The organism is Acinetobacter sp. G18, assembly GCF_052660225.1.
The window spans coordinates 2698902-2712244 of the sequence record NZ_CP109658.1 but is presented as its reverse complement, the minus strand read 5'-3'; the positions used below and the strand labels follow the sequence as shown (position 1 = coordinate 2712244).

The 13343-nt window shown below is 38.7% G+C and carries 11 protein-coding genes; 3 read left to right on the top strand and 8 right to left on the bottom strand.

The genetic code is table 11. The features are described 5' to 3' along the window. Positions 1-26: 26 nt before the first annotated feature. The 8 genes from NE363_RS12865 to NE363_RS12830 all read right to left on the bottom strand — a co-directional run bounded on the left by NE363_RS12865 (position 27) and on the right by NE363_RS12830 (position 9052). Positions 27-1385 carry an amino acid permease gene (locus NE363_RS12865; protein ID WP_445535220.1) on the bottom strand — a complete coding sequence of 453 codons (1359 nt, stop codon included), beginning with the start codon at positions 1383-1385 and terminating at the stop codon, positions 27-29. 147 nt (positions 1386-1532) lie between these two features. After that, positions 1533-2978 carry an NAD(P)/FAD-dependent oxidoreductase gene (locus tag NE363_RS12860; RefSeq protein ID WP_445535219.1) on the bottom strand — a complete coding sequence of 482 codons (1446 nt, stop codon included), beginning with the start codon at positions 2976-2978 and terminating at the stop codon, positions 1533-1535. An 18-nt stretch (positions 2979-2996) separates the two neighbouring features. Next, positions 2997-4328, bottom strand: coding sequence for an APC family permease (locus NE363_RS12855; RefSeq protein ID WP_445535218.1), 1332 nt, complete (start codon positions 4326-4328; stop codon positions 2997-2999). A gap of 195 nt (positions 4329-4523) precedes the next feature. After that, entirely contained in the window at positions 4524-5237 is a 714-nt protein-coding gene (locus NE363_RS12850) for a cache domain-containing protein (protein ID WP_445535217.1), read from the bottom strand. 65 nt (positions 5238-5302) lie between these two features. Continuing rightward, positions 5303-6022: a FadR/GntR family transcriptional regulator gene (locus NE363_RS12845; protein WP_445535216.1), complete on the bottom strand. Its 720-nt coding sequence runs from the start codon at positions 6020-6022 to the stop codon at positions 5303-5305. 59 nt (positions 6023-6081) lie between these two features. Further along, positions 6082-6852 carry a nuclear transport factor 2 family protein gene (locus tag NE363_RS12840; RefSeq protein WP_445535215.1) on the bottom strand — a complete coding sequence of 257 codons (771 nt, stop codon included), beginning with the start codon at positions 6850-6852 and terminating at the stop codon, positions 6082-6084. A gap of 28 nt (positions 6853-6880) precedes the next feature. Then, positions 6881-8311, bottom strand: a complete 1431-nt coding sequence (locus NE363_RS12835) for a gamma-aminobutyraldehyde dehydrogenase (RefSeq protein WP_445535214.1) — start codon at positions 8309-8311, stop codon at positions 6881-6883. 318 nt (positions 8312-8629) lie between these two features. Beyond that, on the bottom strand, positions 8630-9052 hold the full coding sequence (locus NE363_RS12830) for an Lrp/AsnC family transcriptional regulator (protein ID WP_445535213.1): 423 nt from the start codon (positions 9050-9052) through the stop codon (positions 8630-8632). A gap of 135 nt (positions 9053-9187) precedes the next feature. Between NE363_RS12830 and NE363_RS12825 the strand changes: the two genes are divergently transcribed. The 3 genes from NE363_RS12825 to NE363_RS12815 all read left to right on the top strand — a co-directional run bounded on the left by NE363_RS12825 (position 9188) and on the right by NE363_RS12815 (position 13309). After that, positions 9188-10423 (top strand): aspartate aminotransferase family protein, encoded by a 1236-nt coding sequence (locus tag NE363_RS12825; protein WP_445535212.1) that lies wholly within the window; start codon positions 9188-9190, stop codon positions 10421-10423. Next, the gene (astA, locus tag NE363_RS12820; RefSeq protein ID WP_445535211.1) at positions 10420-11514 is read left to right on the top strand and encodes an arginine N-succinyltransferase; all 1095 of its coding nucleotides are present in this window, start codon (positions 10420-10422) and stop codon (positions 11512-11514) included. The genes NE363_RS12825 and astA overlap by 4 nt, the downstream gene beginning before the upstream one ends. 331 nt (positions 11515-11845) lie before the next feature. Further along, the gene (locus tag NE363_RS12815) at positions 11846-13309 is read left to right on the top strand and encodes an amino acid permease (protein WP_019458197.1); all 1464 of its coding nucleotides are present in this window, start codon (positions 11846-11848) and stop codon (positions 13307-13309) included. The last annotated feature ends 34 nt before the right edge of the window (positions 13310-13343 follow it).

The window sequence follows — 13343 nt, the reverse complement described above, 5'->3', positions numbered from 1 at the left end:
CTGTTTGAATAAGCCTTTTAGGACGTTCAGAGTGATTTATCTAACCTTAAAACTTTATATAAACCAAGCATTAAAACAATCCAGATTGGAATCAAAATTACCGATTCTTTAAAGCCTTGGGTCCACATAATGTATAAAATCATGCCGATAAAAACGAGCACGACATAGTTACTTAAAGGTGAAAATAGAGCAGGGAACTTAGCAACTTTTCCTTCAAATTTCATGGTTTTTTTAAATTTTAAATGGGTAAAGCTAATAATGGCCCAGTTTAAAACTAAAGCTGCAACAGCCATGTACATAAGATGGCTTAAAGCTTCTTCTGGTACAAAATAATTAAGTAAAACACACCCAAAAATCAGTATAGAAGAGAAGATAACAGCGGCTGTTGGTACGCCTTGTTTGCTTACTTGTCCAAAGATTTTAGGGGCATTGCCTTGTACTGCTAATCCGTACAACATACGGCTGTTGGCATACATGCCGCTGTTATAAACTGACAGTGCAGCAGTCAAAATAATAAAGTTCAGTAAATGTGCTGCCCAGCCAATGCCAAGCTGGCTAAAAATCATGACAAATGGGCTTTTATCTAAACCACCAAGGTCCAGTTGGTTCCAAGGAATAAGCGACATAATAATCGCGAGTGAAGCCACGTAAAAAATCAAGATTCGAAAAATAACTTGGTTAATGGCTTGTGGAATACTTTTCTCAGGATTTTCTGCTTCAGCAGCGGTCATTCCAATCAGTTCAATACCGCCAAACGCAAACATTAAAAAGGCGAGCATATAGAATAAACCCGAAAAGCCATGTGGGAAAAATCCGCCATGCTGCCATAGGTTTGAAAAGCTCGCTATAGAGTCGTTGCCTGCTGTCAGCAATAAATATAAGCCAAACACAATCATTGAAATGACTGCGGTAACTTTAATAATAGCTAACCAAAATTCAGATTCGCCATAAAATTTAACGTTGCCTAAGTTCAAACAAGTGACGAGCACAAAGAAAAATAAAACCGAAACCCACGCAGGTATATGAGGCCACCAATAATGTACATATTTAGCCACGGCGGTAAGCTCAGTCATAGCCACTAAAATGTACACTACCCAATAGTTCCAGCCCGATAAAAAACCGGGAAACCTTCCCCAATACTTTTGTGCAAAGTAGCTAAAAGAGCCAACCACAGGTTCCTCTACAATCATTTCACCCATTTGACGCATAATTAAAAATGCAACCAAACCGACAATGGCATAACCCAAAATGATTGAAGGACCAGCAGATTGAATGACTTGTGCAGAGCCTAAAAAAAGTCCTGTGCCTACAGCACCACCCATAGCGATTAACTGGATGTGACGATTTTTAAGTCCACGTTTTAATTGGGAAGTTGAGTTACTCAAAATACTATGCGCTGTCTAAAAAAGCCGATGCTATTGTAATGGATTGGCTGGGGATAACCTAATTTGAAAAGGATTTTACTCAGTTAAATAAAAAGGATCCGTACAAAGCTATACAAATCCTTTTTAGAAAAATGACGTTTTTATAAATTAGAAAGATACCATTTTGCCCGGGTTAATCATTGCACCGATACCATACATACTTTTCGCGAGCGGAATAACAACTGGTGCAAGGGTACGGCCAAAAATAATATTTTGATGGTCAATTTTAGATAACATTTCGAAGTCATTAGATTGCCCAACAAAGTCATTTGCAATGGCTTTACCAATACGTACCGTCTGAGCAACGCCGTGACCACTCCAACCATGAACAGCATAAATCGGGAACTTGTTGCCAAACTTACGACTGTCGACTGCACCATTTACAGTTAAATCAGTGGTTCCACTCCAGACGAAATCCATCTCTAGATTTTTAATTTGCGGGAATACGGTATGAATTCGATGCTCTAGATAATTTAAAGTTTTCTCTGGCCCCCAGCATGTGCCAGTACCTTGTCCACCAAACAGTAAACGGTTATTAAACACAGGTCGGTAGTAATCAATCTGGAATTGAGTGTCATAAACCGGATGTCCAAATGGCAGAAGCTCTTTGGTATCAAGCTCTAAAGGAGCGGTGGTCGCGACATAGGTGTAAAACGGAATAGTGGTATTGCTTTGATCTGATAAAAGTTTAAATGAAGCATGGTGTACTGCCAATACCACAGACTTTTTAGCTTTTACTACAGCATTTGCAGTTTGAACATAAATACCATCTGCTTTTTCTTCTATTGAAATGACTTCGGTTTGTTCATAAACAGTACCGCCATTTTGGCAAAAGCCATAAATTAAGCCACGGTTTAAAGCTAAAGGATGAATTTGTCCACCTAACTCATCAATTAAACCACCTGTATAGTAGTCTGACTTAATAAAGTCCATGAGTTCGTGCTTACCCACAATACGGGTATGGTCTTCACCTAAATATTTTCGAGCATCGGCGCCTTGGGTTAAGCCGACTAAATGCCCTTCATGAACGGCGGCGGTAATGTGACCATGTTTTCGATCAAAGTTAAGTTGGTATTTTTCCGAGATATCATCAATGAGTTGCATGGCTTCTGTAGAGGTAAAATGCCAGAGTTTTTTTGCATCTTCATAGCTTAATCGGTCAGCCATTTCTTGAGCTTCCCAGCGTGCTAAACCAGGAGTAAGTTGTCCACCATTTCGGCCAGAAGCTGCACTACCAATGCGGTTTTTTTCTAACAAAACCGTATCTACACCTTGTTCAGCTAAGTGTAGGGCAGTCGATGAACCTAATAAACCACCACCAATCACCACGACATCACATTCAATGTCAGCATTTAAACTATCAAAGGTATGCCAATCAGACAGTGAGCTTTCATAGTAGTTGGCTGGGTTATCTACCGATGCATCATTAACCGTGGCTGTATCAAATTTCGCATGTTTTGGATTTAACCAACTCCACTCTTTGCCCACTTGTAGAGATTTACTTGGTTTATATTCCACATCTTTTAAAAGCTGAGGTTTAGAAATAATTTTCATAGAGAAGTTCCTTAAAAATTAATAAGCATTACTAATGGCAATACTTTGTTTTTTAATCGTTTTATAAATAAATAGAAGAATGCCTAAAGATAACCAGAAGCATCCAAAAATGAGTGAAGATGAGTCGAGATTGAGCCACAAGCAAATAATGCTAATGACCGATAAAAGCGGTAAAAATAGGTTTAGAAATTTATTTTTAAAACCTAAGCGCTGTTTATCTTTAATATAAAATTTCATAAAAACTGAGAAGTTGACGGCCGTAAAAGCAACGAGCGCACCAAAACTGATCAGGCTTACGACTTGAGCTAAATCTAAAAAAATAGCCGACATTGAAATAAGCCCGACAAATAAAACCGAGAAAAATGGTGTACCTAAAGAGCTATGGATAGTCCCAAAATACTTTTTAGGGAAAATATTGTCGGTGCCCATTATATACAGTAAACGCGAAGCACTGGCATGCGAGGCAAGACCAGAGGCGACTGTGTTCATAATTTGGCCGCATAAAAATATCGACTGAAACAACGCGCCGCCTACATAAAGCACAATTTCAGGAAGTGCTTCTGAAGGGTGGTGAAAACGAACATTGTTTGGAAAATAAAGCTGAATAAACCAAGCGGCTGTGAAGAAAATAAGCCCGCCAGTAAGTGTTGTTAACATGACTGCTCGAGGAATATTTTTAGTGGGTTGTTTGGTTTCATTTGAAAGAGTAGTGACTGCATCAAAACCTAAAAATGAAAAACATAAAACCGAAGCGCCAGCAACGAGCGGTAATAGTGACTGCTGACCATGCCATAGCGGAGCCAAGGTCAGCACGTGTTCATAACCTTGAGTTGAGCCAATACCACGAACCACTAAATATACAAAAATGACCATGAGGATAATCGGAGCAAACACAAACACGAGACTTAAGTTGGCAAGTAACCGAATACGGAAACAGTTGACTAAAGTCACAAGGCCCGCCGATACCAATACCCAAAACCAATAAGGCATACTCGGAATGAGTGCGGTAAGATAAATTGCAGCCAGTAATACATTAATAAGGGGCAATAAAAGATAGTCGAGTAGAGAACACCAGCCAACAAAAAAACCACTTTTAGGCCCTAAACTTTCGGCAGTATAACTATAGGCCGAACCTGATTTTTCTGAATTTTTACTAAATCTTGCATAGCTCCAAGCGGTCAGTAACATCGCCCCTAAAGCGAGTAGATAGGCCAGAGGAACATGACCATTGGTAATTCCGGAAACAATACCGAAAGTATCAAAAACCGTCATGGGGGTCATATAGGCAATACCAATAATCGTGACTTGCCATAGTGTTAGTTTTTTTAAGGAAGACGCTTTATTTTCCATGTCTTTTCAACCTCAAATTTCGTTGTTTTTGCTTTTCATCCAGAAAGGCGATGCTATTTTTAGGCCAAAACTTCCCCGTGACCTGAATAAACAAGTCTGATTGAAGAAAGTTTGAACAGTAGCTAGAGGCTTAAAGTGCTATTTCACCTTGGTGGCACACTAAAGTTAGAATAAAGAGCTATTATTCTTTTCTTTTTAGATCACAACCAACTGGAAAGATGGACAGGGTCGCGAGAAAAACTGTTGAACAGCTTTTTCTTTAAATAAGGTTCCAGTTCGGATGCTAATGTCGTTTGAAGTAATGACCCGAGATGAATCATTCATAATGACTGCTTTTTGTTTGATATTTTTGAGTTTTGGCATAAGTAGTTTTTCAAGCGCCGAAACTAAAATATCGGTCGCAATGACACCAATAAACTGATCATGAATCATGACAGGGTGGGCAATGGTGATGGTGTAGGCACCGTTACAAATATAATCAACGTAAGGGCCATGTATGCACGGGCTTTTATCTTGAGCAGGTTTGTGGAACCATTCAAAAGAGCGGAAATCTAAAAAGCGCTGCGCATTTTGGTAGTTTTCAAGTTTCGCTTGTTGTAACTGGTCTTCTTTTTTATACCACCATTCGAGTGTCCAGTAGTCTTGCTCGTCTTGAGTCGCTGGACTATAACTCGCAAAACCAGTTCCTTGACTATAATGGCTCTGATTTAGCGCATTTTTAATTTCCTTCTGCAAAGCAGAGCGTTCTGAAGTTGAAAGCTTGATATCTGCATTTTTTTCAGATGCATGCTTTGACAGAATTTTGCTTGCTTTATTTGCGAGTGTTTCGGTAATCGTTGTTGTTTCCTCAACAACACTTTTTAATAAACTTTGAAGCTCTTCTATATCTAAATCTAAGTGCTGGGTCATTCCGATAACTCCTAAAATTCCATATTCCTAACTTGATTATTGATAAGCCATCTCATTTATTATTTTTATTCACTCGATAACTTATACCGAAGCATTTGGTCAGTGAGCATTGAAACTATTTTTCTGGCTTGAATCATAGCTTCATTTTCATTGTTTTCAACAAAAGACGACAAAAGATGGTGATATTGTTTTACAACTTCACGGTGAAAATCGTTGTCTTGATAAAGCACCGCAATAAGGGGAGCCCATTCAGCCTGAATAGTGAGTTCCTGATTTGCCAGTCTTGCAGATTGAGCAAATGAGGTGAGTGTCAGCAAGCAACGTAAATCAAGCTGTGCGCGTGTGTCTGCTTCAACGGCTTGCTCAAATTGTTCAATCAACTCTTTTATTTTGCCTAGCTCATATTCTGTGGTTCTTTGAGCGGCTAAATATGCACTATGGCTTAAAATTGCACTGTGAAACTCACCTAAATCGGCAAGATACTCATTTGAAGCTTGGCGCAATGGATGTTGGTTTAACAGTAAATCTGAAGGTAGCTCACAAACAAAACTTCCACCATTTCTGCCGCGACGTGTATCAATTAAACCTTTTACGCGTAAAGTATTTAAAGCTTCGCGTACAGTAATAGGTGAAACGCCCATTAAGCGTGCTAAATCTGCCTCATTAGGAAGTTGTTCATTGCTTTTGAGCAAACCAGAGATAATTGCATTTTCCAAGCGTTCTACAACTTGTTCAGAACGAGTTGCTTGAGCAATAGGTGCAAAAATTATCGTATATGCTGACATGGCGAATTCTCTAAAAGCTAAGTCAAAAGACTTAGCTTAATGAAGCGGATAAATAATTATTAAAACACGCCATAACCATGGACAGCCTGTTCATCTTCAGGCACGGCTGGTATTGCATCCCAAAGTTCAACAATTTTGCCATTATCTACACGCCATAATTCAAAATAGGCATGTCGATTTCCGGCAATACTACCTTCGGAATGAGTCAATACAAATTGACCATCAGCAATGGAGCGATGCGTTTTTGAGTATACCAAACCTTGTCCTTCATTACGGATATTGTTCAAAAAATCAATGACGGCTTTAACGCCATCTCCAATATCTGGACTATGTTGAATGAACTGATCGCCGTGGGTGTATTCTTTGAAGGCATCGTAATTTCCATCAATTAATGACTCCTTAAAGAAAGACGTCACAATCTCACGGTTTTTCTCTGGGTCATGGTGAGTTACGATTTCAGTTGGACCATCTAATTGCGTTCTACCGCTTACATTCGGTGCAGCTTCTGCGACAAGACCATCCCAATGCTCTACAATTTTGCCGTCTTTTACTCGGTAAATATCAAAGCCAACTAAAGGGTTTTTATCTAAGCCCTGAAAGCGGCCATGAATTGCAACCAAATCACCATCTGCGAGTACGCGTACAGCTTGGTGTTGCATGTCTGGGCAGTCTTCTACTAATTGGCGAAGACCCGAAATACCATTTGCAACGAGTGGTGAGTGCTCTATAAAGTCTTCAGAAAAATAACGGTCTAGAGCAGTGGTGTCATGCAAATTAAATAACTCGTGATGGGCTTTAGTCACCAAGTCTTTCATTTCTTGCTTATTCATTTTGATCTCCTTTCAAAACTCATTGTTATTATTCGTTTGAACTCATCACATGTTTAACGCGGGTATATTCTTCAAAACCATAGCCAGATAAATCTTTACCATATCCTGATTTTTTGAAGCCGCCGTGTGGCATTTCCGCAGTTAAAGGAATATGGGTATTAATCCAAACTGTACCGAAATCGAGTTCACGTGACAGACGAGTTGCGCGTGCATGATCTTTGGTCCAAACACTTGAAGCTAGGCCATATTCAACGTCGTTGGCTTTTTCAATCGCATCATTTTCATCGGTAAATTTTTGAACGGTAATGACTGGTCCAAAAATTTCTTTTTGAATGGCTTCATCATGTTGTTTTAAACCACTAATAACAGTTGGCTCAAAATAGAAACCTGGGCGGTCTGCTTGTTTTCCGCCTGTTTCAACTTTGGCGTGAGCAGGTAAGTTATCGATAAAGGCTTTAACATTTTTCAATTGGTTGGCATTGTTAAGTGGGCCATAAAGTGCGTCTTGATCATCTGGATCACCAAAACGGGTATTTTTTGCAGCCTCAACGAGTTTAGCTAAAAATTCATCATGAACTGCTTCAGCTACAATGACACGCGTCGCCGCAGTACAGTCTTGGCCTGCGTTGAAATAGCCAGTTAATGCAATCATTTCGACGGCTTTATCAATGTCGGCATCTTCAAAAACCAGTACAGGCGCTTTACCGCCAAGTTCAAGGTGGGCTTTCGCTAAATTTGCTGCGGCAGAAGCGGCAACTTGTAATCCGGCACGTACCGAACCAGTAATAGAAACGAGAGCAGGGGTTTTATGTGATACCACTTTTGAGCCTACCTGTGCTTGGCCTAACACCACGTTAAATGCGCCTTTAGGGAAAAATGGTGCAGCAATTTCTGCCAGTAAAAGGGTACTTTCAGGTGTTGTATCACTTGGTTTGAGTACCACTGTGTTACCAGCAGCTAAGGCAGGAGCAATTTTCCAAATTGCCATCATAAGTGGATAGTTCCAAGGTGTAACTTGGCCAACTACACCAATCGGTTCACGGCGAATAGAAGAGGTTAAACCTTCTAAATATTCACCAGTTGCTGAACCATCAAGTAAACGAGCCGCACCTGCGAAGAAACGAACTTGATCTGCCGATACACCGACTTCTTCAGATGCAATTAAGTGTTTTAACTGCCCTGTATTGCGACTTTGCGCTTCAATCAAACGGTTAGCATTTGCTTCGATAGCATCTGCTAATTTAAGCAATGCTTTTTGACGCATTGATGGTGTACTGCGTCCCCAAACTTTAAATGCTTCTTTTGCAGCGGCATACGCTGCGTCAACTTCTGCATCGGTTGCATTGGGTGACTGTGCATAAAATTCACCAGTGACTGGGCTCACCAAGTCGAAGTAATCATTTGCTTTGCTAGCAACATATTCGCCGTTAATAAAGTGTTTTAGTTGAGTTTTAGCCATTTTCTTATACCTTGTCCTTAGGTTTTAACATATAACATATAATACTATATGTATTATGTTTTAATTTTTCTGTCAAATGCCTTGATGAGAGGAGTGAGTGAAAAAAGTGAAAATTTAAATCAAATTAGATTTTAAGTTTTTGATTTGATTATTTAAAAAAAATTAAAAATTTATTGAGGTTTTTAGAGTGGACTGTGGTTGTGATGGTTTTTAATTTTAATAGAGGGTGTTCAAGGAAATTTCTTTGTATGAATGGGGGATGAGCCAAACTTTATGCTTGGCTCATCAATTCTTATTCTTTGAAATTAAAGTGAATGATCAGGTCTTATGACTCGCAAGCAGAATGCTAGTTTCACTATTATAAATACCTGAAATATTCCTAATTCTCTCTAAAACTTTGTCAAAGTTTTCTAAAGTGTCAGAGCGCAGTTCGACCAGAAGATCCCATTTGCCATTGGTTTTATGCAAGCATTCAACTGCACTTTCTAGACGTAATTCTTTAATCACAGATTGTGCTTTGGTGCCTTCGACCATGATACTCATCCATGCACGGATGACATTGCGTTCTGCATTGGGTTTAAAACGAACCGTATATCCGGTAATGATGCCCGAAGACTCAAGATACTCCATTCTCTTTTTAATGGTTGCTCTTGAGACGTGAACTTTTTCGGCTAACTCGGTTACAGACATCCGTGCATTATCTTTGAGTAAACCTAAAATAATTTGATCAATAGTATCCATATTGTAATTGTCAATTATCAGATTGCTAAAAAATAATTCATTTTTTGCTGAATTACAAATTTTGTGAATCAATTTGATTTTGAATAATAGGGGCATTAGCTCACCCGAATAATTCAATTTAATGGACTAGATAAGATGAATAATTTTCCAGTTTCTCGCGGCAACTTTAATGAGTGGATGGTTCCAGTTTTTGCACCGGCAAATTTCATTCCGGTACGTGGTGAAGGTTCACGTATTTGGGATCAAGAAAATAAAGAATATATCGATTTTGCAGGTGGCATTGCAGTAAATGCATTAGGTCATGCGCATCCAGTGGCAGTCAATGCGTTAACAGAACAAGCAACAAAACTTTGGCATGTAGGTAACGGTTATACCAATGAACCCGTTCTACGTCTTGCTAAACAACTCACCGAAAATACATTTGCAGACAAAGTATTCTTCTGTAACTCAGGTGCAGAAGCGAATGAAGCAGCATTAAAGCTTGCTCGTAAAGTAGGACTCGACAGCGGTGTTGCGGGTAAAAGTGGCATCGTGGCATTTAATAATGCTTTTCACGGTCGTACTTTATTTACCGTTTCAGCAGGTGGTCAGTCAAAATATTCACAAGACTTTGCACCACTTCCAAACGGCATTAATCATGTTGCTTTTAACGATTTAGAAGCTGCCAAAGCAGTCATTAATGAACAAACATGTGCAGTGATTGTTGAACCGATCCAAGGTGAAGGCGGTGTTATTCCTGCTGACATCGAATTTTTAAAAGGTTTACGTGCACTGTGTGATGAGTTTGATGCCTTACTTATTTTTGATGAAGTACAAACTGGTGTAGGCCGTACAGGTTCACTTTATGCTTACATGAACTCAGGTGTTACTCCGGATATTCTTACCACTGCAAAAGCATTAGGCGGTGGTTTCCCAGTGGGTGCAATGTTAACGACTGATAAATTTGCGACGCATTTTTCAGTGGGTACGCACGGTACGACTTATGGTGGTAACCCGTTGGCAAGTGCTGTTGCTGGTGCAGTATTTGAATTTATTAATACACCAGAAGTGCTTGAAGGCGTAAAAGAGCGTCATGATTACTATAAAAACGCTTTAAATAAATTAAATGAAAAATATGAAGTCTTTAAAACGATTCGTGCAGAAGGTTTGCTAATAGGTTGTGCCTTAAAAGACAAATTCGCTGGTAAAGCAAAAGATATTAATAACCTTGCGGGTGAGGAAGGTTTACTGAGTCTGATTGCTGGTCCAAACGTTGTACGTTTTACGCCGTCTTTAATTATTCCATTTGCTGATATTGATGAGGGTCTAAAACGCTTCGAACGTGCACTTGCTCGCTTTGTAGAAATTCAAAAGGATGAACAAGCCGCATGATGATTATTCGCTACATTGAACCTAAGGATGTTAATGATCTTTACCTTTTGGCTCAAAAAGCGGGTTTTGGTTTGACATCTTTGCAGCCAAATATGGAAAAGTTGGCTGCACGTATTGAACGAGCATGTAAAACGGTAGCAGGCGAATTACCGAAGGCAGATCAGGTTTACTTATTTGTTTTGGAAGATAGTGAACTCAACAAAGTCGTGGGTGTTTGCGGTATTGAAGTGGCGCTCGGGTTAAAAGAGCCTTGGTATAACTTCCATGTGGGTACTCAAGTTCACGCGTCTGAACCTTTAAGTGTTTATAACGCTTTACCGACTTTGTACTTGAGTAATGACCATACCAACTGTAGTGAGCTTTGTACGTTATTTTTAGACCCAGACTATCGTTTAAATAAAAATGGCAAGTTTTTATCTAAAGTACGCTTCTTATTTTTGTCCGCATTTCGCCAATACTTTGAAGAAACGATTGTGGCTGAAATGCGTGGCTATTCCGATGTAAATGGGCAGTCTCCATTTTGGAATGCAGTAGGTCATAAATTTTTTAATATTGAATTTACCAAAGCGGACTATTTAAGCGGAATAGGGCAAAAGGCCTTTATTGCCGAGCTGATGCCGAGACATCCGCTTTATGTCGATATGTTGCCAGACGATGCTAAAGCCGCAATTGGTATGGTTCATCCAAATACGCGGCCAGCCTACAATCTTTTGCTAGAAGAAGGGCTTCGCTACAAAGGCTATGTAGATATTTTTGATGGCGGCGCAACCCTACAGGCCGATATTGAAAATTTACGTGCCATTAAAGAAAGTGAGATTTTAACTGTACAAGTTGTAGAGTCTACTGATTTAAGTATAGGTGATGAACCTTATATTGTTGCCAATGATGATTATGAAAATTATCGGGCAATTGTAGTGTATAGCGCACCTTATCAAAATCGAATACAGCTTAGTTTAGAGCAAGCTAAACAGTTGAATGTTCAAAATGGGGCAGAGGTTCGAATATTGAGTATTAATGTTCAACAGGTTTCAAAATCAAAAGCTATGAATAGATTGGAAAATAATCAATATTTGCAAATGGCGGTTAATTAAGCAGTGAGTTTTTACAACTCACCACATTTTATGAGGAATATTATATTATCCCTGAGTCAAAAAATTGATATGGATATACATCATCTTAATTGAATGAATGGAACTTATTATTTCATTTTAGATATTCAGATGATGAGGTATAACGGGATAATTCTATGGTTTATATTTTATTGTTTTAAATAACTATTTTAAGATTTAAAAATGGAATTTACTAAATTATAAATGGTTTTAATAATATTGGTAAGATGATTTATTCTGCTTAATCGAAGCTCATATCACTCATATTATTAAAATGTTTATAACGGTTGCTATAAATTGGAGCTAATATTACATGAGTAATAATAAAGGAAAGCAGTTCCTGGAAGGAGACCTCCTAGGCAGTCAGCATATGACTGAGCAAGAGGAGGAAAAGTTGCAACGCTCATTGACCAATCGTCATATTCAAATGATTGCGATTGGCGGTGCAATTGGTACCGGATTATTTATGGGTTCTGGAAAAACATTAAGTGTTTCCGGGACTTCAATTATTTTAACCTATTTAATTATTGGCTTTTTCTTTTTCTTCGTGATGAGAGCAATGGGTGAATTATTGCTTGCCAACACGAACTTTAAAACATTTGCCGATTTCGCAACCGCTTATTTAGGTCCATGGGCAGGTTTTTTTCTGGGTTGGTCTTATTGGTGTAACTGGATTATTACAGCGATTGCCGATGTGATTGTGATTGGAGGGTACATGCAGTTTTGGTATCCCGATTTACCTGTCTGGATTCCGGCATTTACTTCATTGGCAGTCTTAACCATACTCAACTTTGTGGCCGTTCGGCTGTTTGGTGAGCTTGAGTTTTGGTTCTCACTCATCAAAATTACTGCAATTATCCTGTTTATTTTGGCTGGTATTTATTTAATTAGTACGGGCTTTACTTCTCCAAATGGCGTCAAAGCTTCGATGAGCCATTTGTTTGAAACACAATCTATGTTTCCTTATGGTGTAACAGGTTTCTTAGCGGGCTTCCAAATTGCCATCTTTGCATTTGTGGGTATTGAGCTTGTTGGTACAACTGCCGCAGAAACCAAAGACCCGCATACTTCACTTCCAAAAGCGATTAATTCTATTCCTTTACGTATTTTATTGTTCTACGTAGGCGCATTGGTTTGTATTATTGCAGTTACTTCTTGGGCAAAAATTTCACCAGAAAAAAGCCCATTTGTGGAAATGTTTACATTGGTTGGCTTACCAATTGCGGCAGGTTTAATTAACTTCGTTGTGGCAACCTCAGCTCTTTCTTCGGCAAATAGTGGAATCTTTGCAACCAGCCGTATGCTATATGGTTTAGCGTTAGACAATGATGCACCGAAAAGCTTTAGTAAGTTGTCTAAAAGAAAAGTTCCAATTCGAGGACTCGTCTTTTCAATGGCTTGTGTAACGCTTGGAACATCTATTTTATTTATTGTTCCAAATGTCATGACGGCATTTACGATTATCTCAGCACTCACTTCAATTTTATGCATTTTTACATTTATGCTGATTGTGATGTCATATATTTATTATCGTAAGAAAAGTCCTGAATTACATATTCAATCAAAATATAAAATGCCGGGTGGTTTATTTATGGCATGGCTGACGATGCTATTTTTAGTTTTTACGATCGTCATTTTAGCTTTAGATCATGACACACTGATTGCTTTAGAGTTTTCACCAGTATGGTTTGTTGGCTTATTTATTGCCTATAAATATAAAAAGAAAAAGATGTTGCAGCTTGATATTTTAAAAGCACAAAAGGTTGATTATATTTAGATAAATTTTAGTGGTTTTATTAGAAATTTTATTA